Raw genomic sequence first — 23,353 nt, 5'->3', positions numbered from 1 at the left:
TTTTGCTGATCGTGCTGATCGTTCCCACGCTTTGCGTGGGAATGCCTCAAGGGACGCTCCGCGTTCCAGCTCTGGAAGGGAAGCGCAGCGTCCCGGGCTGCACTCCCACGCAGAGCGTGGGAACGATCCCGTGGGTGCGTGGAAACGATAGTTAGCCTGCTTTCTTTTATCGCGGACAGAAGCCATGATGCGGACTCTCCCACCGCCGCCCGCGAACGAGTTCCCATGTCTGCGCAGCAACTGCCACCGCCAAGCTCCATGGCGATCACCCTGCAGATCGTCTCCATCGTTTTCTATACCTTTATTGCCTTCCTCTGCATCGGCCTGCCGATCGCCGTGTTGCCCGGTTATGTCCACGAGCAACTGGGCTTCAGCGCGGTGATCGCCGGGCTGGTGATCGGCTCGCAATACCTGGCCACCCTGCTCAGCCGCCCGATGGCCGGGCGCATGTCGGACAACATCGGCACCAAACGGGCGATTGTCTACGGCTTGGCGGGGATCGTCTTGAGCGGCCTGCTGACGCTGCTGTCGACACTGTTGCAAGGCTGGCCGCTGCTCAGCCTGATGATTCTCATCGGCGGGCGTCTGCTGCTGGGCATCGCCCAAGGCCTGATCGGCGTCGGCACCATCAGTTGGTGCATGGGCCAGGTCGGCGCCGAGCATACTGCGCGCTCGATTTCCTGGAATGGCATTGCTTCCTACGGCGCCATCGCCATTGGCGCGCCGCTGGGGGTGGTGATGGTCGCCGACTATGGCTTCGAGAGCCTCGGCATCGCTCTGTCGCTGCTCGCTGCCGGGGCACTGCTGCTGATCCGCAACAAACCCTCGGTGCCCGTGGTGCGCGGTGAACGCCTGCCGTTCTGGGCGGTGTTCGGCCGGATCGCGCCCTTTGGTGCAAGCCTGAGCCTGGCCTCGATCGGCTACGGCACCCTGACCACCTTCATTACCCTGTATTACCTCAATCGCGGCTGGACCGGCGCCGCGTATTGCCTGACGGTCTTCGGCGTGTGCTTCATTCTGTCGCGACTGCTGTTCATCTCGGCCATCGGCCGTTTCGGCGGCTTCACCTCGGCCATTGCCTGCATGAGCATCGAAACCGTCGGCCTGGTGCTGTTGTGGCTGGCGCCGTCGACCGGTTATGCGTTGATCGGCGCGGGGCTGGCCGGTTTCGGCTTGTCATTGGTGTACCCGGCGCTGGGTGTGGAGGCGATCAAACAGGTGCCGAACTCCAGCCGTGGCGCCGGGTTGAGCGCCTACGCGGTGTTCTTCGATCTGGCGCTGGCGATTGCCGGGCCGCTGATGGGCGCGGTGGCGTTGAATCTCGGCTACTCGTGGATTTTCTTCTGCGCAGCGCTGCTGTCGGTGAGCGGGTTAGGCCTGACCTTGCTGCTCAAGCGTCGGGCCCTGGGCTGAAAACGCCTTGCGCTGACCTGGACGCTGCAGAAGTCGCAACGTCGCAGGCCTATTGATCCGCCGTCTGCATCCCGGCCCGATCGGGCTTGCCCAGCGCATGGGAGAAGAAGCGCCCGGCCTCGGAGATCAGGTTGCGGTGGATGTCTTCGCGATCCACGCCGTCAGCGTCTGTGCACAGCGCCGGCATGGCACGGATCTGCTCTTCATTGCACGGCGCCATGAATACGAAGTGCCCTGCCCCCGCCAGCAACTTGAAGTCCGGTGCGGTCGGCAGCTTGCGCGCCAGGGCGGCGGCGTTCTTGTCGAAGGCCACCAGTTTGTCGCCATCGCCGCTGTACAGCAGCACCGGCACATGCACGTCCGCCAGGGTATGGCGACCGAACTTGAGGCTCAGCGGCGCCATCAGCAGCAAGGCGTGCACCCGCGGGTCAGCCACCGGCTGCAGGTCATCGCGGTCGACGATCAACTCGCCCTGAGTGTTGCAGGCGTCGCGGTCGTCCGGGCGCTCCTGGCAGTATCGGCGCAGGCGATCCAGATCCGGCTGCGCGCCGGAGAGAATCAACGCGGTTTCGCCACCGGCCGAATAGCCGATCACCCCGACCTGATCGGCGTTCACGAACGGCGCCAGCATGCGATCGCCAAGGGTGGCGGTAATGGCTTCGGAAATCTGGATCGGCCGTCCGTACAGGTTACTCAGGGTGCCGAGGCGACTGTGATCCTTGGAGTTGTCGCCGGGATGGATTACCGCCACCACGACAAATCCCTTGCGTGCCAGCGACGTGGCCAGGTCATGCAGCGCCAGCGGCGTGCCGGTATTGCCGTGGGACAGCATCAGCATCGGAAACCGGCCGATGGCGACTTTGGCGTCGGCACCGGCTTCGACCGAATAGCCCTCGAGCAGGCTGACATGTTCGCGGTCGCTGGAAGGATAGAAGGCAATCGCGCGCATCGGTTGCAGGTCGAGCGGATCGAGGAACGTCATTTCGTGATAACCGACGCTCCAGCGCGGGTGCAAGCCGGGGGCCGCGTGCACTGAATTCAGGCTGCCGAGCAGGCAAATCAGTAACGTTGCACAAAGACGCATCATGGGCTGCCCCACCCTGTTGTTACTCAATCCAAAGATCCTTCGTGTGGCGCCGCCCGATATCCCGGGGATCCGCTCATCCGGCGTGGCGCTGCACTCAGACGTTGATCGCAAGACTGCATAACCCGGGCCAGATTATGTAACAGTCAGAAACAAAAAACTCCGTACCTGGCCCTTGCAGAACCAGAATACAGAGTTTTTTGCCGATTGCCTGAACCGCGGCTGATCTTTTACACAAGCCTTACGCCGCGGCGAACAGCTGCTCGCTGATGCGTGCCTGCGCAGCGCTCATGGCGTTGTTGCGCACTTCTTCGCCGTAGGCCAGACCTTCGGCGCGCACCACTTCGATGTCGGTGATGCCGAGGAAGCCCAGTACCAGCTTCAGATATTCTTCGTGGGCGATGCCGCTGGCCTGGCCGGCATGAATGCCGCCGGAGGTCGACACGATCACCACTTTCTTGCCACCGCACAGGCCTTCAGGGCCGGCCTCGGTGTAGCGGAACGTCTGGCCGGCCACGGCAACGCGGTCGATCCAGGCCTTGAGCTGGGTTGGCACGGTGAAGTTGTACATGGGCGCTGCGATCACCACGGCGTCGGCCGCGATGAATTCGGCCAGGGTGCTGGCGCTCAGTTCGGCTTCGTGCTGTTGCGCGGCGTCGCGCAGTTCAGCGGTGGTACCCGCAGCGACCAGGGTGGTCGAGGAGAAGTGGCTGATGGCATCGGCCGCCAGGTCACGGTAGGTCACCACGGCGCTCGGCTCGGCCGCCTGCCAGGCTTTGACGACCTGACTGCTCAACTGACGGGAAGCGGAGTTGTCGCCCAGAATGCTCGAATCGATGTGCAGCAGTTTCATGTGGAATCTCCTGGAAGGAATCGCCGGTGGCGACGGAATGGAGACAATCCTACCGACGAAACCAATAGCTGATTAGACGCCGACAATGCGATAGTTCGTCCCACTGATAGAACAGCTGGATTCCCCTATGCAAGACCTCAACGATCTCTACTATTTCGCCAAGGTGGTCGAGGCCGGTGGCTTCGCCGCTGCTGGCCGTTTGCTCGGCATTCCCAAGTCACGCCTGTCACGGCGCATCGCTGAGCTGGAAGAACGCCTCGGCGCGCGTTTGCTGCAACGCACCACGCGGCAGCTGAACCTCACCGCGGTCGGCGAGCGCTACCTGCGCCACTGCCAGGCGATGTTGCTGGAAGCGGAAATGGCCGACGAAGCGGTGGCCAGTATGTCCAGCGAACCGCGTGGCCGTTTGCGGGTGTCGTGCCCAACGGGTCTGGCCCGGGAGATGCTGCCGTGGGTCATCAGCGAATTCCTCGGCAAATTCCCGCAGGTGCAACTGGAAGTGGTACTGCTCAATCGCCGGGTGGACCTGGTTGCCGAAGGGTTCGACGTGGCTCTGCGCGTGCGGGAGTTGGGTGACGAGGATCCGCTGCTGGTCACGCGCCGCTTGCGTCAGGCGCAGATGGTCGTGGTGGCGAGCCCGGGCTTTGTCGAAGGCAAATCCATCGAAACCCCTCAGGACCTGAAGAACCTGCCGGTGTTGGGCGCGCTGGAGGCCGACCGCTTGGTGCACGTGCGTTTGCTCGACCAGCACGGCAAAAGCTGCGACTTGGCGCTGGAAGCCCGCCTGGGCATCGACGATTTCGTGGTGCGCAAGACCTGCGTGCTGGCTGGCCAGGGTTTCACCCTGTTGCCGATGATGTATTGCGAAGCCGAACTGCGCAGTGGCGCCCTGGTGCAATTGCTGCCGCAATGGTCGCTGCCCGGTGGCTGGCTGCAAGCGGTTTATCCGCACCGGCGCGGGGTAATGCCGGCGGTGCGCGCCTGGATCGATCATCTGGTCGAATCGTTCAATGCCTGTGGGGAGCGGTTGTTATGAAATCAACGAAGATGAGCGAGGCGGATGTCGCGGCGTTCTGCCTGGCCCTGCCCGGTGCCCGGGAAGACTACAAGTGGGGCGGCGTGCGGGTGTTTTCGATTGCCGGCAACAAGATGTTCGCCTTGCAGGGCCTGCGCGGTGACTCGCTGGCGTTCAAGGTCGACAAGGATCTGTTTCTCGGCCATTGCGACCGCCCGGGCATTCATCCGGCACCTTACCTGGCGCGTGCGCAGTGGATCATCATGCACCCGCCCTACCCGTTAGGCGCGGAGGAACTGCAAGGGCTGCTGCAGCGCTCGCATCAGTTGGTGGTAAGCAGGTTGCCGAAGAAAACCCAGGTCGGTCTGCTGCTCTAGCGCCCTCCCGCCGGCGCTGCCGAAGCGGCGCCGGCGGGGGTGGATGGCGGCGTCTAGAACAGGGCCAGCAGGTTCGAGCCGAGGAACAACTGATCGATCCAGAACACCTGGTGCAGCACGACGATCATCCAGAACAGAATCTGGAACGACACCTTGCGTGTCTTGTGCCGGAACACCTGCTGGGCGATCAGCGCACCCGGCCAGCCGCCGGCCAGCTCCACCGCGTGAAGGATGTTCTCCGGTGTCCGCCAGCTGTCGCTGCGGGCCTTGCGCTTGTCGCTCCAGTACAGAAAGAACGCCAGCACGCTGACGATGCCGTAAGCCGCCAGCGGTATCAGCGAGATGCCGTGCAGCCACATCGCCAGCGAGCCGGACAGCGGCAACGCACAGACGATGGCCAACACCAGCAGTTTGACTTTCAGATTCTGCACATTGCCGCCCGATGGACGACCTTCGGGACGACGGGCACGGGAATCACTCATGGCTTGGCGGCCGCCCAGTCCACCCAACCGAACTGCCAGGTCGCCAGAATCACCAGACCGAAGACGATCCGGTACCAGGCGAACGCCGCGTAGCTATGGCTGGCGATGAACTTGAGCAGGCCGCGCACGGCGATCATGGCAAAGATGAACGCCGTGACGAAGCCGATGGCGAACACCGGGAAATCCGCCGGGACGAACATGTGCCGGTACTTGTAGCCCGAATACACCGCTGCACCGACCATGGTTGGCATGGCCAGGAAGAACGAGAACTCCGTGGCGGTCTTGCGCGACAGGCCGAACAGCAGGCCGCCGATGATGGTCGAGCCAGAGCGCGAGGTGCCGGGGATCATCGCCAGGCATTGGGCGAAACCGACTTTCAGTGCGTCTTTCCAGGTGATCTCATCCACGGTTTCGGCGTGCACGGCGTGTTGCCGGCGCTCGGCCCACAACATGATGAAGCCGCCCACCACCAGTGCCGTGGCAACGGTGATCGGGTTGAACAGGTATTGGTGAATCAGATCGGCAAAGATCACGCCCAGCACGACGGCAGGCAGGAAAGCGATCAACAGATTGACGGTAAAGCGTCGGGCGCTGGGCTGCGTCGGCAGACCCACGACCACATCAAGAATCTTGCGGCGAAACTCCCAGACCACCGCGAGGATGGCGCCAAGCTGAATAATGATGTTGAACGCCATGGCCCGCTCGCCACCGAAGTCGAGCAAGTCCGCAACGATGATCTGGTGTCCGGTACTGGATATGGGCAAAAACTCCGTCAGCCCTTCTACAACGCCAAGAATCAGTGCCTGAAAGGCAGTCCAAAGATCCATCAATCCCCCAAGAAGCGATGCCACATGGCATGCCCCGATAGTATTTATCTAAAGCGTTCACTGCGATCAGCGTAGCTGTCCTCGCGCGCACAGGATCCACACGAAACAGTCAAAATTCCGTGAAAAAACAACTTGGACTCAGGTTTTCACGCGCGGGGCCGAAATCTTATCAGACGAGCCGTAATAGCGCTGCCGCGTTATACGACTTGGGTCGCGTAGGCCCGACACGCAAAACGTGGTTGGATGCTGGCGTCGTTTTATTACAAGAAAAAGAATCCGGAGTGACCGCGTTATGAACAGCTTGCGCAGTGTGTCGATCAGCCGACGCTTGTGGCTCATCTTGATTGTGGCGGTGGTCATGTTGCTGACCCTCGGCGTGTTGATGCTCAAGCAGATCCACGATGACCTCTATCACGCCAAGGCCCAGAAAACCCAGCACGTGGTGCAGACCGCCAGCGGCGTGCTCAGCTATTACCAGGGCCTGGAAGCCGCTGGCACCCTGAGCCGCGACGCCGCGCAGAAACAGGCCCTGACCGCTATTCGCGGCCTGCGCTACGACCAGAACGATTACTTCTGGATCAACGACCTCACCCCGGTGATGGTCATGCACCCGGCCAATCCCAAGCTCGAAGGCCAGAACCTGGCGGCGATCCGCGATCCCGACGGCTTTGCCGTGTTCAATGAGATGGTCGCCATTGCCAGGTCCAAGGGCGCAGGCATGGTCGATTACCGTTGGCCGAAGCCCGGCGCCAGCGAGCCCGTGGCCAAGACCTCCTACGTGAAACTGTTCGAGCCGTGGGGCTGGGTCATCGGTTCCGGCGTGTATGTCGATGACGTCCAGGCTGAATTCCAGGGTCAGGTGCTCAAGGCGTCGGTCGTCGGCCTGGCGATTGCGCTGATCATGGCCCTGCTGGTGATTCTGATTGCCCGCAGTATCGTCCGCCCGTTGCAGGAAACCGTGAACGCCATGGCCAATATCGCCAGCGGCGAAAGCGACCTGACGCGCAGCCTCGATACCCACGGCCAGGACGAAGTCACCGAGCTGGCCCACCACTTCAATGCCTTCACCGCCAAGCTGCGCCGCGTCATCGGTGAGCTGCAGGTGTCCGCCAGTGCCCTGGGTCAGTCATCCAGCGAGCTGGGCAACGATGCCACCCAGGCCCAGCAGCGCAGCCAGCAGCAATCGCAGCAGATGGAGCTGGTGGCCACGGCCATCAACGAAGTCACTTACGGCGTGCAGGATGTGGCGAAGAATGCCGAGCACGCGGCCAACGAAATGCGTGATGCCGAGGCGCAGGCGCAGCAGGGCCAGGTCAACATCGATGGCAGCCTGCAACAGATCGACAAGCTGTCCGGCACCATCGATCAGGCGGTCGAGGTCATACGCACCCTGGCCGCGGAAAGCACCCAGATCGGCAGCGTGCTGGAGGTGATCCGTTCGATCGCCGAACAGACCAACCTGCTCGCCCTCAACGCCGCGATTGAAGCGGCACGGGCCGGCGAGCAGGGTCGCGGTTTTGCCGTGGTGGCCGACGAAGTTCGCCTGTTGGCCCAGCGCACGCAGAAGTCCACGGCAGAAATCCAGTCGATGATCGAGCGCCTGCAGAATCATTCGGAAGCCGCGGTGAAAGTGATCGGCGACAGCAGCAAGGCTTCGCAACTGACCATCGAACAGGCCGGGCTCGCCGGGGCCAGTCTGAATGCCATCGGCCAGGCCCTGCGCAACCTCAACGGCCTCAACGCCTCGATTGCCAGCGCCACCCTGCAACAGGCGCATGTGGTCGAGGACATCAACCAGAACGTCACCCAGGCGGCGGGGTTGTCGCACAGCACCGCGCTGGCGGCCGAGCAATCGAGCGCAGCCAGTGTGCGACTCGGTCAATTGAGCGAACAACTCAACGGCCTGCTGCGCCAGTTCCGCGTGTAGCGACATCCCCCTGTGGGAGCGAGCCTGCTCGCGAAGGCGTCCTGTCAGTCGATATTGAATGGGCTGACAAAACGCTGTCGCGAGCAGGCTCCCGCCTGCAGGTTTTCTCGGTACAATCCGCCCCCTTCTCCCACTCCCATAGGAACCTCCATGTCCGGGCTCGAACTGTTTGCCGCCGCTCTCGGTGTGATCGCCGTGTGGCTGACGGTCAAACAGAATCCCTGGTGCTGGCCGATCGGGCTGGTCATGGTGCTGCTGTACAGCTGGATCTTTTTCGAAGTGAAGCTGTATTCGGACATGTTGCTGCAAGTGATCTATGCCGCGCTGCAGGTCTATGGCTGGTGGCAATGGACACGGCACGGCGCGCTGCAGGATGGCCGCCAGGTCAGCCGGCTCGATGCCCGGTCGGTTGTGCTCGGTTTGGGCGTTGGCGCTATCGGCAGCCTGCTGCTCGGCGCCGCCATGGCGCACTGGACGGACGCCGCGCAACCCTGGCTCGACGCCGCACTGACCGGTTTCAGCCTGGTCGCGCAACTGTGGATGGCGCAAAAGCGTCTGCAATGCTGGGCGCTGTGGTTCGTGCTGGATGTCATCTTCGTCGGCTTGTTCCTTTATAAGGGCCTGTACCTCACCGCTGCGCTGTACGCGCTGTTCACCCTGATCGCGCTGCAAGGCTGGCGCGAATGGCGCGCCGACCCGGCGTTGCAGCCGTGAAGGTCGTTGTCCTCACCGGCCCGGAGTCCACGGGCAAGAGCTGGCTGGCGGCCGGCCTGCAACAACAGTTCGGCGGCCTGTGCGTGGACGAGTATGTGCGCTGGTTCATCGAGCAGAACCCGCGCGACACCTGCCTGGCGGACATTCCCGAGATCGCCCGCGGCCAGTTGCAATGGGAAGACCGCGCACGCGCGCAGCGGCCAGCCTTGTTGATTCTCGACACCCACCTGCTGAGCAACATGCTCTGGAGCCAGACCCTGTTCGGCGCCTGCCCGGCATGGCTGGAGGATGAACTGCTGGCGCGGCACTACGACCTGCACCTGCTGCTCTCGCCGGAGCACGTCGACTGGACGGACGACGGCCAGCGCTGTCAGCCGGACCTGAGTGAGCGCCTGAGTTTCTTCAACGCCACCCGCGACTGGCTGGAGCGACATCGGCAACCGCTGCAGATCATTCAGGGTGACTGGGCGCAGCGGCGTCTGCAGGCGTTTCAGGCGGTCGCCGCGTTGCTGCAGACCTGAGTCGCCAGCGCGCCCGCAACCCGCGCCTTTTCCCCTGTTTTGGGGGTTGAGTGTCCACTTCTGAAACACTCGCCTGCCTGCAAAGTGCCCGTTTGAACGTGCTTAACCACTTTGTCACAGGCGTTGTTAAGCCAATGAAACACCTGCGCGCAAACCCTTGTTCCAGAGCTGTGCGCCGGGTTTGCCTCGCTGCACCGGACAAGGTCTGTTTCAGCGTTGAAACAGATTCTGTATCAGCGCTGCATACCTCAAGACTAACTCCTTGAAATTCCTAGGTATTTGAAAAGCGGCACAGCTTTCGCTCTCTCCTTCACAACGCTGACTAGGGCCAGCCCACTGAAGAAGGAATTGCCGCCGTGGGGAATATCAATAAAGGCTTGACCTGCCTTCTGCTGATCGGATCAGCAGCCAGCACCATCCTCAGTTTCAACGTTCAGGCCGAAGGCAATGGCGTGATCGTACTCAATCGGGACGTTCAGCCGATTCCGATTGGCCGCAGTGGCGGCAAAGACCCCTACCCGACGACTGTCAATGCCAACCCTTCCGGACGGATCGATCAGGCAATGACCAGCACCGAACTCAATGACGGTGAGTTTGCCAGTGTCGCCAGTGGTTCCTCCATCAGCGGCAACATTGTCACGCCCACCGCGAACATGCCCGGCATGAACGTCCTGACCAATCCCAACGGCCTGCCCGGCATGAGCGCCGGTCATGGCGGCGGCGGTGGCGGCACGATCTCCAACACCATCAACCGTTCTCTCAGCACGGGTCTGGCGCCGCTGACCCGCATGGCTGGAGGCCAATGACATGAATCGTTCCCTGTTCCTGCTCGCCCTCCTCGGCTGCACCAGCGTGATGGCCGATCCGAGTGCCGTGGACAACGCCAACATTCAGAACTCCGGCGTGCAATACAAAGGCAACTTCAACGTCAACCAGGCCGCCGGCGACCAGATGCAACAAACCAATACCAAGTCGATCGCCATTGGCACTGAGGCCAGCGCCACCACCAGCGTGATCCAGCGAATCGATACCCCGGCCGACCGCTCGGCCAATGCCAGCGCCACCATCGGCGGCAACGCTTTCAGCAATGGCAACGGTGTCCTGGGCGTGAACCAGGGGGCCGGGGCCAACAATCAAATGGCCAACGTGACCCGGATCAGCATCAGTGCTGGCCCGCAGTCCGTTGACGACAGCGCCCTCGCTCAGCAGAACGTGGCGCTGTTACCGAGCTCAGGAGCAACTGGTACCTCACCCGGCAGTCGCCAGGTCACGACAAGTGATCAGGCCTTCACCGGCAGCCGCGGGGTAATCCAGGTGAACCAGAGTGCCGGGGTGGGGAACCGTATGGCTAACACCCTGAGCATCCGGGTCGCAGACTGACCCAAACAAAAAAGCAGTGCAATTAGAAAGTACCAACACTTAACCAACTAATAAGCACGATGGAGAAACACCATGAAACCTACAATGGCTCTCAAACCACTGGTTTTCGCACTTGCAGCAGTGATGGCAATCGCAGCACAGGCAGGCGGCCGTGACGACGATCACGGTCATGGTAACGGGCACGGCAACGGTCATGGCAACCATGAACCAAAAGGCCCTACCCTGGAAGAACTGCTGCAAATCGGCGCAGGTGCCGGTGCCGCAGTGCTCGACGTACAAAGCAGCGGCGGCAATGCTGTGCTCAACCAGGGCACTCAAAACAATGCCAACATCAGCAGTTCGGCCAACGGCACCAACGGCAACGTCGGCATGAACAACACCGCTGGCGACGGCAACCAACAAGACAACGCTGCTGCTCTGGCCACGGCTGACGAAAGCTTCATCTTCGGCTCCGCGGTGTCGGCTTCCAGCGCCACTCAAGTCAACGGCAACAACACCGTTGCCAACTACTCCAGCACTGCCAACGCCAGCCTGAACAACGTCGGCAACGGCGGCTCGGGCAACATCGGCGTGAACAACAGTGCCGGCAACTTCAACCAACAGAAAAACAACCTGGCCATTGCTGTGTCCGGTGGTCGTGTAGCGCAGGCTGCTGCCGCTGCCAACCAGAGCTCCAGCGGTCTGACTGTCGCCAACAACGGCACGCAAACCTACAAGAAAGATACTCTTACTGGCACTGTCACCGCCGGCGGCGCATTCGTGGCTGCCGGTACCGCGACCACCAAAGATGACGATCATGGTCACGGCGGCTATGGCAACAACGACAGAGGCCATGGTGGCAATGGCGGCGGCAAAGATCAGAAATCTGACTTCGTTGCCGTGGGTGTCTTCGGTCTGGCTGGCGTGACCACTCAACAAGTGATGACTCCAGACGGCTGGAAAAACCCAGTCACCAACAACGCCAACATCTCCAACGTAGGCAACAACTTCTCCGGCAACGCGGGTTACAACAACGCAGCCGGCGTTGGCAACCAACAAAGCAACTCGCTGTCCATCGCTGCAGGTTGCAAAGCCTGCATGTAATCGCGATCGAAACGAAAGCCCCGGAAACGGGGCTTTTCCTCAGTCCGCAAAGGCGTATCGATCATGCGTAAGACTGCCCTTATCGCTCTGCTTTGCTTCTCTGGCCTGACCCAGGCCGCGCAGATGCCGGTGGCTGCCCTTCCCGGCGGCACACTCGTCTACAAGAACGTGCAAAGCATCCGTGAGCGCAAGTTTTCCGACATCGTCGAACAGAAAACCGATTTCAGCTGCGGCGCTGCCGCACTGGCCACGGTACTGCGCCAGGCTTATTGGCTCGACGTCGATGAAGAGCACATCATCAAAGGCATGCTGGTCAACGCTGACCAGAACCTGGTGCGTACCCAGGGTTTTTCCATGCTCGACATGAAGCGCTACATAGAAAGCATCGGCATGCGCGCCAGGGGCTACAAGATTCCATCGGAGAAGCTCGACGCAGTGACAATCCCGGTGGTGGTACTGATGGAAATTCGCGGCTACAAGCATTTCGTGGTGTTGCAGCGTGCGGACAAGGACTGGGTTTACATCGGAGACCCTGTTCTGGGACACAAACGTTACACCCATGATGACTTTGTCAAAGGTTGGAACGGCATCGTCTTCGCCATCGTCGGCCCCGGTTATGACAAAACCAATGCATTGCGCAGTCCACCGGCCCCGCTGACCGCCAAGAACAAGCTGGATGGCTTCAACCCTGTCAAAGATGCTGAATTGATGGACTTCGGGTTCATACAGAGCGACTTCTTTTAATCGCCGATTATAAAGAATGGGGCTGGATGTCCCGGGAGCAGCAGATGAAAACCTCATACTGGCTGGCCGCCGCCTGCCTGGCGGCGAGTGCGTCAGGCTATGCCAATGCAGGATTCAAACCCATCGAAATCCAGGATCAGGAGCTTGCCGAGCTTCGCGGTCGTTACGTCATGCCGGGGCGGATCATCAGCTTCGGCATTGTCATGAGCAGCACCTGGCGCAACGCCAGTGGCGATCTGATCGGTGCATCGGCCTCGATGCAACTGCAGCACGCCACGATCAAACCTGAATTCTATGTCTCGACCATCAAGGAAACCGGCAATGGCAGTACCCCCGACGCGGGTACCGGCAATGTCATCGGTGGCGCAGGCCTGAACACTTCGCAAGGCGTGACGCAGAGCGTGCGCGCGGCCGGCGACGGCAACACCGCCTACAACAACGTGGCGATCAACGTCAAAGAAGCCAACCAGGCGCCGGCGCTCGCGCCTGCCCAGGGGCAGGCGCTGGTCGCAGGCCAGACCATCACCGGTAGCAACGCCGCCGGCAATGTGGCCGTTTCCGCCACCGGTGGCGGCGTGCAAATGGCCATTCAGGCCAGCGGCAATCAAGGCACGGCACTGCAACAGGTCGCCCAGAGCGGGCTGCTGCAGAACACCCGTCTGCTGGGCAATGCCAACGTGGTCAACAACCTGACCCAACTCAACGTGGTCCTGAATAATAACGGCCAGACCGTCGGCGCACTGGATTGCAATCTGACTCAACTCAGGGCACTACGCAGCATTGGATATTGAACTACGCTGAGTCTCGATCATTGGGCTTAAAGGGACGGCTTATTCATGTATCGATCAGTTTCACTGCGTGCCGCTGTTTGTTTGAGTACTCTTCTACCCGCGGCGATGCTGCAAGCAGCACCCGACGCGGATGTAGAAGCCCTGAAACAGGAACTTCTGGAGCTTAAGCAACGATACGAAGTACAACAAAAAGCCCTGGCAGTGCTCGAACAACGGGTTCGCCAGGTCGAGGATCAACCCGCCGCCCCACCACCGAAGCGCCTGGCCAAGTCGCCATCGGACATGAAAGGCAATCCAAAAGTGGCCACCGGCACCGGGGCCGCAGCAGCATCGGGGGGCGCCGCCGGGGGCAGTGGCGCTTCCTACGGGCAGTCGCTGGCTGACGATTCGCAACCGGCGCAGAGCGTTTCCAACCTGTACGACGAGGCCAGCGGCTTCTTTGGCGGCGGCAAGTTCAGCCTTGAAACCGGCTTGACCTATTCGCGCTACGACACCCGCCAACTGATTCTCAACGGTTTCCTGGCACTGGACTCGATCTTTCTGGGTAACATCAACCTTGACCGGATCAAGGCCGACACCTGGACGCTCGACCTCACTGGCCGCTACAACTTCGACAACCGCTGGCAGTTCGACGTGAACGTCCCGGTGGTGTACCGCGATTCGACGTATCAGTCCGGCGGCGGCAACGGTGGCGCCTCCAACGTCACCACCGAGCAGGACGTGTCACGCGATCCGACCCTGGGCGACGTCAACTTCGGCATCGCCTACAAGTTCCTCGACGAATCGGTGAACACACCGGATGCGGTGGTGACCCTGCGGGTCAAGGCGCCAACCGGCAAGGACCCGTTTGGCATCAAGTTGCGCCAGACCGACGCCAACTCGAACCTGTTCGTGCCTGACACCCTGCCGACCGGCAACGGCGTCTGGTCGATCACGCCGGGGATCTCGCTGGTCAAGACGTACGACCCGGCGGTGCTGTTCGGCAGCCTGTCCTACACCCACAACCTGGAGGAGTCTTTCGACGACATCAGTTCCACGGTCAACCAGAAAACCCCGGGCAAGGTACGCATTGGCGACAGCTTCCAGATTGGCGCCGGTATCGCCTTCGCCTTGAACGAGAAGATGAGTATGTCGTTCTCGGTGTCCGACCTGGTGCAACGCAAGAGCAAGCTGAAACAGGATGGCGGGGACTGGGAATCGGTGGTGTCCAGCGACGCCAACGCCGGTTACTTCAACGTCGGCATGACCATTGCGGCCACCGACAACCTGACCATCGTGCCTAACCTGTCCATCGGCATGACCGACGATGCCCCGGACTTTTCCTTCAGCCTGAAATTCCCGTACTACTTCTGATGCAACAAGCCCCGCGTCGGCGGGGCTTTCCTACACCGGATCGCCGTTGTCAGCCGTGTCGACAGACACCTATGACAACGGCGATTTTTTCTAGCGAATCTGGTGTTTGTGCAGCAGGCGGTAGAACGTCGGCCGTGAAACTCCCAGTACCTTGGCCGCCACGCTGAGGTTGTCACTGTGGCGGTTCAACACGTCGCACAGCGCCTGGCGTTCGGCGCGGGTCTTATAGTCTTCCAGGGTGCCCATGGGCGTGGCAATCGACTGCTGACTCATCAGCCCCAGGTCGCGAGCCTCGATCTGCCGCCCTTCGGCCAGTACCAGGCCGCGCCGCACGCGGTTGGCCAGCTCCCGGACATTGCCGGGCCAGTCGTGCTTGCCCATGGCAATCAGCGCATCCTCGCTGAAACTGCGTGGACGGCGACCGGTTTCATGGCTGTAGAAGTGAGAAAAATGGTTGGCCAGCATCGAGAGGTCGCCGTGACGCTCACGCAACGGCGCGGTGACCACTTGCAGGACGTTGAGCCGGTAGTACAAGTCCTCGCGAAAGCGCTTCTTCTCGATCGCCGCTTCCAGATCGACGTGGGTCGCCGCCAGTACCCGCACGTCCACCGGAATCGGCTGACTGCCACCGACCCGCTCAATGTGCTTTTCCTGGAGGAATCGCAGCAGATTGGCCTGCAATTCCAACGGCAGATCGCCGATTTCGTCGAGGAACAGCGTGCCGCCATTGGCCGCCTCGATTCTTCCGACCTTGCGCTGGTGGGCGCCGGTGAATGCACCCTTTTCATGGCCGAACAGCTCGGACTGGATCAGATGCTCGGGAATCGCCCCGCAATTGATCGCGACGAAGGGTTTGGCGTGGCGCTGCGACTGACGGTGCAAGGTGCGTGCGACCAGTTCTTTGCCGGTGCCACTTTCGCCGCGAATCAATACCGGCGATTCGGTGGGAGCCAGTTTGCTCAACAGTTTGCGCAGTTCGCGAATCGGCTTGCTGTCGCCCAGCAACTCGTGTTCCGGCTGATCCACGTGAATCGTGCCCTGCCCGCGCAGGCGTGCCATGCCGAATGCCCGGCCGAGGGTCACCTGCACGCGCGAAACGTCGAACGGCAAGGTGTGGAAATCGAAGAACCATTCGCAGACAAAATCGCCGACGTTCTGCAAACGCAGGACTTCCTGGTTCAACACGGCGATCCATTCGGTACCGCTGCGGCTGATCAGCTCCTTTACCGCTTCGGGCCGTTCCAGGTGAAAAGGTTGCAAGCGCAGCAGCCCGACATCACAACTGCGGTCGCCGGCATGCTCCAGCGTACAGCTGTCGACATCCCAGCCTACAGCGCGCAAACCCGGCAATAATCGGTGACAGTCATCACAAGGATCAACCACCAGTAGCCGTCTTAGAGCAGGCGCTTCAATCATGACTGTTCCTTGGCGCCAAATTATAGGAATTGGTTTTAAAAACAGTCATTTGGCAGACCCGACTGTAACGTTAGCAAGAATTTGACGGCGCCTTGTATCGATTGCTTATAGGCATGCAGGACAACTAGTTATAAGAACTGGCTTGGTTAGTTAGCTATCGACTTGATTCTTTCAGCAGGCTTTCAAAAGCTGTCGGAAAACTGCCTGTCTGAAAGAAAGTTGAAATTTCTTTGCTGTGGTTGTGACCCACCACCGGGTTGCGTGCATCAGTACAAGTAACTCGCCGAACGGTAAGCCCAACCGACGGCACATCACTTGATTGGGCACTACAGAGAGAAGATCCCATGACCGCCCCGCTCCGTATCAACGAAGCTCTTTTGATTGCCAACCGCGCATTTAAACCTTTTCAATGCGTGGCCTGGGCCCCACAGGACGGCAACGGCGAACTCAGCCTGACCGTCATCGACCGTACCAACTCGCACATTGGCCGGACGCAGATTCCAAGCAGCGCTTATTCCGATCCAGCGCAGCTCGAGTACCTGCTGCAACAGGCTCGCGCCGAATTGAGCGAAGAAGGTTACGCGCTGCAATCCTGGTCGATGCCGCACTGAGCAGAGGGCAATGCGGATGACTTTGAAGTCATCCGCCCTCTTTTGCGCTTAACTGCTTAATCCTATTTATCCGCAGAAGTTTTGTATAACTTTTCCCAGCGGTTTATTGCCTGAATACTTGGCAGGCTTGCGACTGGTTCAAAAAGACACTGTTCTGGCACAGTGCGACCCTCCACCTGTTAGTTCTGTCAGTTGAACTTGCACACGTTCAGGGATTGAATGTTCCGCTCATGCAGTCGGCCACCCGGCATCCGGAACATGCCCGACTCGCCAGGAGAAGCGTGCATGTCCTCCCAGAACGCTATTGCGCTGCCGACTCGAGCGAAAACCGCCGGACAACTCGACACCGACTTCGCCAACAATGGCGTCGCTCAGGTGTATTTCGCCGACAGCATTTCCAGCCTTACCCAGGGCCTCGCACTCGATGCGCAGGGGCGTCTGCTGGTCGCCGCCAAAGTCGGCACGGCACAAGGCAGCCGCTTTGGCCTGGCGCGATTACTGGAAGATGGCTCGGCCGACTTCAGCTTCGGTCATCAGGGCAGCGTCATCGGCGAATTCGCCGGCGGGTTCGAAGCCATGGCCGGCAAAGTGCAAGCGCTGCCCGATGGACGCATTCTGCTCGCGGGCCTGCACTACGAAAACGCTCATCGCACCCTGCCCGCCCTGGCCCTGTTCGACGCCAATGGCCATCCGGATGGCTCGTTCGGCGATAACGGCCGGCAAGTCGTGCGCCTGCCCGGCGACCTCTCCATGGGCGCTCGCGATGCCTGGCTGCCACCCGGCGTGCCTGGGGCCGAGGCCTGCGATTTCGCCGTCCAGGACGACGGTCACATCCTGCTGATCGCCAACCATCACTTCGAACTCGCCGACCACGCCGGCATGCTCATCCGCCTCAAGCCCGATGGCGCTCTCGACGACACGTTCAACGGACGGGGTTTCGTGATGATCCGCCACCTGCTGCTCAACACCTGGCTCAGCAGCCTGCTGTTACAGGCCGATGGGTGGATCGTGGTCGCCGGATCGATCGACTTTCCCCAGGAAGGCCTGCTCGCCCGCTATCTGCCGGACGGCCAGCTCGACGAGCGTTTCGCCAGCGACGGCTTTCTCGCGTTCAAGGCGCACGGGCAGAGTGCACAGATCAGCCAGGTGATCGAATCGGCCGACCATCTGCATTGCTTCGGCAGCAGCCGCGATCCGATTCGGTGCATGGCGTTGACCCTTCACCATAACGGCCGCCCGGACCTGCACTGCCACGGTGGCCAGGCGCATCTGCTCGACATCGGTCACAGCGGCTGCCAGTGGAGCGCAGCGCAGCGCATGGTGGATGGCCGCACGGTGGCCGTGGGCGCCACCATCGGCGGCTTCGAAGCGGACTTTATCGTGGCCCGCTACCTCGACGACGGCAGCCTCGACCCGAGTTTCGGCGGCGGTCGCGGCTGGTTGCGCACGCGCCTGGGCCGCAGCCTGGATACCGCGACGGCGCTGGCGGTGCAGCCCAGCGGTGAACTGCTGGTCGGCGGCTATTCGCTGGACGGCAACTACCGCGCGGTGGTGGCGCGTTATCTGAATCAATAACAGAAACTTCCCACACTTGATCTTCCTTGATGCTTACGGCACCTTGCGCGCTTCTTAAGACAAGGAGCAACCGATGTCCGGTTCGATGGCCCAGGCGTTCGCGCACAACTTTCTCGGGCACTCGCCCCGCTGGTACAAGGCGTGCATCGTCGGGTTTCTGATCCTCAATGCCCTGGTATGTTTCACGGTTGGCCCGGTCGCCGCCGGCTGGTTGTTGGTGATCGAGTTCATTTTTACCCTGGCCATGGCGCTCAAGTGCTATCCGCTGATGCCCGGCGGCCTGCTGCTGATCGAAGCGCTGCTGCTGAAAATGACCACAGCGCAAGCCTTGTACGAGGAGTTGCAGCACAACTTCCCAGTGATTCTGCTGCTGATGTTCATGGTCGCCGGCATCTATTTCATGAAGGATCTGCTGCTGTTCCTGTTTTCGCGCCTGCTGCTGGGCGTGCGCTCGAAAGCCCTGCTGGCCTTGATGTTCTGTTTTCTTTCGGCGTTTCTCTCGGCGTTTCTCGATGCCCTGACCGTCACGGCGGTGATCATCAGTGCCGCGGTGGGTTTCTACTCGGTGTATCACCGGGTCGCATCCGGCAACGATCCGCGCCAGGACAGCGCGTTCAGCGACGACCAGCATTTGCCGTCGCTGCATCACGAAGATCTTGAGCAGTTCCGCGCCTTCCTGCGCAGCCTGTTGATGCACGGTGCGGTGGGCACGGCGCTGGGCGGTGTCTGCACGTTGGTGGGCGAGCCACAGAACCTGCTGATCGGCCATGAGATGGGCTGGCATTTCGCCGAGTTCTTCCAGAAGGTCGCGCCGGTGTCGCTGCCGGTACTGGTGGCCGGCCTGGTCACCTGTGTCCTGCTGGAGCGACTGCGCTGGTTCGGCTACGGCACGTTGCTGCCGGACAATGTCCGCGCGGTGCTGGCCAACTACGCCGCCGAGGACAATGCCGAGCGCACGGCGCGCCAGCGTGCCGCACTGCTGGTGCAAGGCTGCGCCGCGCTGATCCTGATTGCCGGGCTGGCATTTCACATTGCCGAAGTCGGGCTGATCGGCTTGCTGGTGATTGTGCTGATCACCGCGTTTACCGGGATCACCGACGAGCATCGCCTGGGCAGCGCTTTCAAGGACGCCATGCCGTTCACCGCATTGCTGGTGGTGTTCTTCGCGGTGGTTGCGGTGATCCATGACCAGCAGCTGTTCGCACCGCTGATCCAGTGGGTGCTGGCGCTGCCGGCGGAGCAGCAGCCAGGCATGCTGTTTATCGCCAACGGCCTGTTGTCGGCGATCAGCGACAACGTCTTCGTCGCGACCATCTACATTACCGAAGTGAAGCAAGCGTTCCTCGCCGGCCACATGAGCCGCGAGCACTTCGAAACACTGGCCATCGCGATCAACACCGGGACCAACCTGCCCAGCGTAGCAACGCCCAATGGTCAGGCGGCGTTCCTGTTTCTGCTGACGTCGGCGATTGCACCGCTGGTGCGCCTGTCGTACGGGCGCATGGTGTGGATGGCACTGCCGTACACCGTGGTGATGGGGTTGCTGGGCTGGTATGCGGTGAGTTACTGGCTGTAACGAATACGCAATGGGCGCAGGAGCCGCCGAACGCAGCGATCTTTTGCTTCTGGATATTCAGAACCAGGTCAAAGGATTCGCAACCTTCGGCAGCGCCTGCGTGGGGCTCAGCGCGGCAGGATGTAGCGCTCGATCGCCTGCGCCACGCCGTCCTCGGTGTTCGCTGCGGTCACCACGTCGGCCTGACGCTTGACCGCGTCTTCCGCCTGCCCCATGGCAATCGACAGACCCGCGCAATGGAACATCGCCGGGTCGTTGCCGCCATCGCCAATTGCTGCCGTCTGCTCCAGCGGAATGCCGAGATGGGCGGCAATGGTGGTCAGCGCGGTGCCCTTGTTGGCTTCCAGGGCCGTCACGTCCAGATACACCGGCTGCGAACGCGAGACCTGCGCCATGCCGTTGACCTTCGGCAACAGGCGCGCCTCCAGTTCGACCAGCAGCTCGGTGTTGTGGCTGGTGGCAACGATCTTGTCGATGCGCTGCAGATACGGTTCAAAACTGTCGACCACCACCGGCGGGTAGCCGAGGCCGTGCTGTTCGCGTGGCACCATCGGCCCGTGCGGGTCCTTGAGCAGCCAGTCCCCGCCACTGAATACCCAGATTTCCACGTCGGGCTGATCGGCGAACAGCGCCAGTGCCGTGAGCGCTGCCGTCACTGGCAGGTAATGCGCCACCAGCAGGCTGCCGTCCGGATTGACGATGGTGCCGCCATTGAACGCCGCCGTCGGTAGATCGACACCCAGGGCTTCGATCTGCTGCAGCATGGCCTTCGGCGGACGCCCCGTGGCGAGGCTGAACAACACGCCGGCTTCACGCAGGGAGCGCACGGCGTCGATGGTGCGCTGACTCAGGCTGTGATCGGGCAGCAACAAGGTGCCGTCCATGTCGCTGAGCAGAAAACGGATGGGCTGTTGCGGCATGTCACTCATCCCAGACCGTGCCAGACGCGACCATCGCGCGTCAGCAGTTCATTGGCCGCCTGCGGCCCGTCCTCACCGGCGGCATAGCTCTGCACGCTCGCGTCCTGCTGCCAGGCGTCGAGGAACGGTTGCACCGCACGCCAGCCGTTCTCGATGTTGTCGGCACGCTGGAACAACGTCTGATCGCCGGTCAGGCAGTCGTAGATCAGCGTTTCGTAGCCGGTCGACGGCTGCATCTCGAAGAAATCCTTGTAGGCGAACCCCAGCTCGATGTTGGCCATGTTCAGGGCCGGGCCCGGGCGCTTGGCCAGCAGGTCGAACCACATGCCTTCGTTGGGCTGGATCTGGATGCGCAGGTAGGTCGGTTGCAACTCGTCGACCTCGGTGTCGCGGAACTGCGCATACGGCGCCGGTTTGAAGCAGATGACGATCTCGGTGTCGCGCACGCTCATGCGCTTGCCGGTGCGCAGGTAGAACGGCACGCCGACCCAGCGCCAGTTGTCGATCATCACCTTCAGCGCCACGTAGGTTTCCGTGCTGCTGTCGGGCGCGACGTTGGCTTCCTGGCGATAGCCGTTCAACGCTTTGCCGTCGACTTCGCCGGCACAGTATTGGCCTCGAACCGAATTGGCCCGTGCCTCTTCGGTCGTCCACGGCCGAATCGCACCCACGACCTTGGCTTTCTCGCCACGCACCGCGTCGGCGCCGAACGCGGCCGGCGGCTCCATGGCGACCATCGCCAGCAACTGGAACAGGTGATTGGGCACCATGTCGCGCAATGCGCCGGTGTGTTCGTAGAAACTGCCACGGGTCTCGACGCCGACGGTTTCGGCGGCGGTGATCTGCACGTGGTCGATGTAGTGATTGTTCCAGAACGCTTCGAACAGGCTGTTGGAGAACCGGCTGACCAGAATGTTCTGCACGGTTTCCTTGCCCAGGTAGTGATCGATCCGGTAGATCTGCTTTTCCGACATCACCTTGAGCAGGCAGGCGTTCAACGCCTCGGCGGTTTGCAGGTCGGAGCCGAACGGTTTTTCGATCACCACCCTTCTGAAGGCTTCCGGGGATTCTTCAAGCAGACCGGCGGCGCCCAGGCGGCGCACCACTTCGCTGAAGAACCGCGGCGCGGTGGCCAGATAGAAGACCGCGTTGCCGGTGCCGCTGGCGGCGATTTTCGCCGCCAGCGCTGAATAGGTGCTGTCGTCCAGGAAATCGCCCTGGACGTAGCTGATGCCTTTGGCGAGCTTGGCCCACAAGGCCGGATCAAGCATCTGATCGCCCTTGCCGACTTTCGCCGCCACTTCGGTACGGATGAAATCTTCGAGCTTCTGCGCGAAAGCCTCATCGGTAATGGCGTTGTGGTCAACGCCGACGATCCGCAGGCCATCGTCCAGCAGGCCGTCGCGACTCAGGTTGTACAGCGCCGGCATGAGCAGACGCTTGACCAGGTCGCCGTGAGCACCGAACAGGAACAGCGTGGTCGGTGGTGCGGGTTCTGCCTTGGATTTCCTGCGGATCGTGTGGGTCATTTTTTCGGAGTCTCCACGTGGCCGCCGAAGCCGAAGCGCTGGGCCGATAGAATCTTGTCGCCGAAAGTGCCCTGGCCGCGTGAGCGGTAGCGCGAGAACAGCGAGTTGGACAATACCGGTACCGGCACCGCCTGCTCCATGGCCGCTTCGATGGTCCACTGGCCTTCGCCGCTGTCGGCCACGGAGCCGGAGAACGCGTCGAGTTTCGGATCGCTGGCCAGGGCGTCGGCGGTCAGGTCGAGCAACCACGACGAGACCACGCTGCCACGCCGCCAGACTTCGGCGATATCGGCCACGTTGAGGTCGAACCGCTCGTCTTCCGGCAGACGCTCGCTGGATTTGGTCTTGAGGATATCGAAGCCTTCAGCGAAGGCCGCCATCATGCCGTACTCGATGCCGTTGTGGATCATCTTCACGAAGTGCCCGGCACCGGCTGGACCGGCGTGGATGTAGCCGTGCTCGGCACGGTGGTCATCGGACTTGCGGTCCTTGGTACGCGGGATATCACCCATGCCCGGGGCCAGCGCTGCGAACAGCGGGTCGAGACGCTGAACGGTCTCGGCGTCGCCGCCGATCATCATGCAGTAGCCACGCTCCAGGCCCCAGACGCCGCCGGACGTGCCGACGTCGATGTAGTGCAGGCCCTTTTGCGCCAGCGTCTTGGCGCGACGAATGTCGTCCTTATAGTTGGTGTTGCCGCCGTCGATGATGGTATCGCCGGCCTCGAGCAATTCGCTCAGGGCGTTGATGGTGTCTTCGGTCGGTGCGCCGGCCGGCAACATGACCCACACCGCACGCGGCTTGGCCAGGCCGGCGACCAGGGCTGGCAGGTCGGCGACGCCGGTGGAGCCCTCGGCGGCCAGGGTGTCGACAAAGGCGCTATTGCGGTCGTAAACAACGGTGGTGTGCCCGTTGAGCATCAGGCGCCGCGCAATATTGCCGCCCATGCGGCCCAGTCCAATAATCCCGAGTTGCATGTGCTGATGCTCCTTACTACAAATAAAAGTGTGTCAATGGTTATAGCCCAACGCGACTAATGGAGGTTAGTCCAGAGCGCCGGGATGAAGTTTCCGGGCATTGTGCCCGATCCAGACTGATAACGTCGGGAAACGTGCCGAAGACACAACGACCATGAAAAATAAAAAAGTTCCATTCATGGGCA

General features: G+C 61.5%; 23 protein-coding genes. 15 read left to right on the top strand and 8 right to left on the bottom strand.

What is annotated here, in order from left to right; all coding sequences use genetic code 11:
* Positions 1 to 225 precede the first annotated feature (225 nt).
* Positions 226 to 1,413, top strand: a complete 1,188-nt coding sequence (locus QRN70_RS01755) for an MFS transporter (RefSeq protein WP_285415499.1) — start codon at positions 226 to 228, stop codon at positions 1,411 to 1,413.
* 49 nt (positions 1,414 to 1,462) lie between these two features.
* On the opposite strand, the gene QRN70_RS01750 is transcribed toward QRN70_RS01755, so the two are convergent.
* Positions 1,463 to 2,500, bottom strand: a complete 1,038-nt coding sequence (locus tag QRN70_RS01750) for an alpha/beta hydrolase family protein (protein ID WP_285415498.1) — start codon at positions 2,498 to 2,500, stop codon at positions 1,463 to 1,465.
* Between the two features lie 238 nt (positions 2,501 to 2,738).
* A complete protein-coding gene (locus QRN70_RS01745; protein WP_285415497.1) occupies positions 2,739 to 3,350 on the bottom strand; it encodes an FMN-dependent NADH-azoreductase in 612 nt (203 codons plus the stop codon).
* 127 nt (positions 3,351 to 3,477) lie between these two features.
* Here QRN70_RS01745 and QRN70_RS01740 point away from each other — a divergent pair, with 127 nt between their 5' ends.
* Complete coding sequence (locus QRN70_RS01740) at positions 3,478 to 4,386, top strand: LysR substrate-binding domain-containing protein (RefSeq protein ID WP_285415496.1); 909 nt, start codon at positions 3,478 to 3,480, stop codon at positions 4,384 to 4,386.
* A complete protein-coding gene (locus tag QRN70_RS01735; RefSeq protein ID WP_285415495.1) occupies positions 4,383 to 4,742 on the top strand; it encodes an MmcQ/YjbR family DNA-binding protein in 360 nt (119 codons plus the stop codon). Before QRN70_RS01740 ends, QRN70_RS01735 begins: the two co-directional genes overlap by 4 nt.
* Before the next feature lie 53 nt (positions 4,743 to 4,795).
* On the opposite strand, the gene QRN70_RS01730 is transcribed toward QRN70_RS01735, so the two are convergent.
* Positions 4,796 to 5,224, bottom strand: coding sequence for a DUF1294 domain-containing protein (locus tag QRN70_RS01730; RefSeq protein WP_285415494.1), 429 nt, complete (start codon positions 5,222 to 5,224; stop codon positions 4,796 to 4,798).
* Positions 5,221 to 6,051 carry an undecaprenyl-diphosphate phosphatase gene (locus QRN70_RS01725; RefSeq protein ID WP_285415493.1) on the bottom strand — a complete coding sequence of 277 codons (831 nt, stop codon included), beginning with the start codon at positions 6,049 to 6,051 and terminating at the stop codon, positions 5,221 to 5,223. Before QRN70_RS01725 ends, QRN70_RS01730 begins: the two co-directional genes overlap by 4 nt.
* A gap of 292 nt (positions 6,052 to 6,343) precedes the next feature.
* Between QRN70_RS01725 and QRN70_RS01720 the strand changes: the two genes are divergently transcribed.
* From QRN70_RS01720 to fapF, 9 genes are all read left to right on the top strand, one after another.
* Positions 6,344 to 7,978, top strand: coding sequence for a methyl-accepting chemotaxis protein (locus QRN70_RS01720; protein ID WP_285415492.1), 1,635 nt, complete (start codon positions 6,344 to 6,346; stop codon positions 7,976 to 7,978).
* Positions 7,979 to 8,128: 150 nt separating this feature from the next.
* Complete coding sequence (gene pnuC, locus QRN70_RS01715; protein WP_285415491.1) at positions 8,129 to 8,692, top strand: nicotinamide riboside transporter PnuC; 564 nt, start codon at positions 8,129 to 8,131, stop codon at positions 8,690 to 8,692.
* Positions 8,689 to 9,213, top strand: a complete 525-nt coding sequence (locus QRN70_RS01710) for an AAA family ATPase (protein ID WP_285415490.1) — start codon at positions 8,689 to 8,691, stop codon at positions 9,211 to 9,213. Before pnuC ends, QRN70_RS01710 begins: the two co-directional genes overlap by 4 nt.
* Before the next feature lie 356 nt (positions 9,214 to 9,569).
* Positions 9,570 to 10,019, top strand: coding sequence for a functional amyloid chaperone FapA (gene fapA, locus QRN70_RS01705; protein WP_285415489.1), 450 nt, complete (start codon positions 9,570 to 9,572; stop codon positions 10,017 to 10,019).
* Between the two features lies 1 nt (position 10,020).
* Entirely contained in the window at positions 10,021 to 10,593 is a 573-nt protein-coding gene (gene fapB, locus QRN70_RS01700; protein ID WP_285415488.1) for a fibril amyloid subunit FapB, read from the top strand.
* A 72-nt stretch (positions 10,594 to 10,665) separates the two neighbouring features.
* A complete protein-coding gene (gene fapC, locus QRN70_RS01695; RefSeq protein WP_285415487.1) occupies positions 10,666 to 11,676 on the top strand; it encodes an amyloid-like fimbrin subunit FapC in 1,011 nt (336 codons plus the stop codon).
* Positions 11,677 to 11,739: 63 nt separating this feature from the next.
* On the top strand, positions 11,740 to 12,420 hold the full coding sequence (gene fapD / locus QRN70_RS01690) for a fibril amyloid maturation endopeptidase FapD (RefSeq protein ID WP_285415486.1): 681 nt from the start codon (positions 11,740 to 11,742) through the stop codon (positions 12,418 to 12,420).
* 44 nt (positions 12,421 to 12,464) lie between these two features.
* Positions 12,465 to 13,211, top strand: a complete 747-nt coding sequence (gene fapE / locus QRN70_RS01685) for a fibril amyloid subunit FapE (RefSeq protein WP_285415485.1) — start codon at positions 12,465 to 12,467, stop codon at positions 13,209 to 13,211.
* Between the two features lie 45 nt (positions 13,212 to 13,256).
* Positions 13,257 to 14,564 (top strand): fibril amyloid transporter FapF, encoded by a 1,308-nt coding sequence (gene fapF / locus QRN70_RS01680; protein ID WP_285415484.1) that lies wholly within the window; start codon positions 13,257 to 13,259, stop codon positions 14,562 to 14,564.
* A gap of 90 nt (positions 14,565 to 14,654) precedes the next feature.
* On the opposite strand, the gene QRN70_RS01675 is transcribed toward fapF, so the two are convergent.
* Positions 14,655 to 15,980: a sigma-54 dependent transcriptional regulator gene (locus QRN70_RS01675; RefSeq protein WP_285415483.1), complete on the bottom strand. Its 1,326-nt coding sequence runs from the start codon at positions 15,978 to 15,980 to the stop codon at positions 14,655 to 14,657.
* 344 nt (positions 15,981 to 16,324) lie between these two features.
* Here QRN70_RS01675 and QRN70_RS01670 point away from each other — a divergent pair, with 344 nt between their 5' ends.
* From QRN70_RS01670 to nhaB, 3 genes are all read left to right on the top strand, one after another.
* On the top strand, positions 16,325 to 16,591 hold the full coding sequence (locus QRN70_RS01670; RefSeq protein ID WP_085745783.1) for a hypothetical protein: 267 nt from the start codon (positions 16,325 to 16,327) through the stop codon (positions 16,589 to 16,591).
* A gap of 285 nt (positions 16,592 to 16,876) precedes the next feature.
* On the top strand, positions 16,877 to 18,166 hold the full coding sequence (locus QRN70_RS01665; protein WP_285415482.1) for a hypothetical protein: 1,290 nt from the start codon (positions 16,877 to 16,879) through the stop codon (positions 18,164 to 18,166).
* Positions 18,167 to 18,239: 73 nt separating this feature from the next.
* Positions 18,240 to 19,742 (top strand): sodium/proton antiporter NhaB, encoded by a 1,503-nt coding sequence (gene nhaB / locus QRN70_RS01660; protein WP_285415481.1) that lies wholly within the window; start codon positions 18,240 to 18,242, stop codon positions 19,740 to 19,742.
* Between the two features lie 107 nt (positions 19,743 to 19,849).
* Here nhaB and QRN70_RS01655 read toward each other — a convergent pair whose 3' ends face one another.
* From QRN70_RS01655 to gnd, 3 genes are read right to left on the bottom strand one after another with little or no spacing between them, the layout of a single operon-like run.
* Positions 19,850 to 20,671, bottom strand: a complete 822-nt coding sequence (locus QRN70_RS01655; protein WP_285415480.1) for an HAD family hydrolase — start codon at positions 20,669 to 20,671, stop codon at positions 19,850 to 19,852.
* Complete coding sequence (zwf, locus tag QRN70_RS01650; protein ID WP_285415479.1) at positions 20,668 to 22,191, bottom strand: glucose-6-phosphate dehydrogenase; 1,524 nt, start codon at positions 22,189 to 22,191, stop codon at positions 20,668 to 20,670. The genes QRN70_RS01655 and zwf overlap by 4 nt, the downstream gene beginning before the upstream one ends.
* Positions 22,188 to 23,192 (bottom strand): phosphogluconate dehydrogenase (NAD(+)-dependent, decarboxylating), encoded by a 1,005-nt coding sequence (gnd, locus tag QRN70_RS01645; RefSeq protein ID WP_350224498.1) that lies wholly within the window; start codon positions 23,190 to 23,192, stop codon positions 22,188 to 22,190. Before gnd ends, zwf begins: the two co-directional genes overlap by 4 nt.
* Positions 23,193 to 23,353 lie beyond the last annotated feature (161 nt).

The organism is Pseudomonas sp. efr-133-TYG-5 (assembly GCF_030209175.1).
GTDB lineage: Bacteria > Pseudomonadota > Gammaproteobacteria > Pseudomonadales > Pseudomonadaceae > Aquipseudomonas.
Note: the sequence above shows the minus strand (reverse complement) of the source record. Positions and strands in the feature narration are given on the sequence as shown.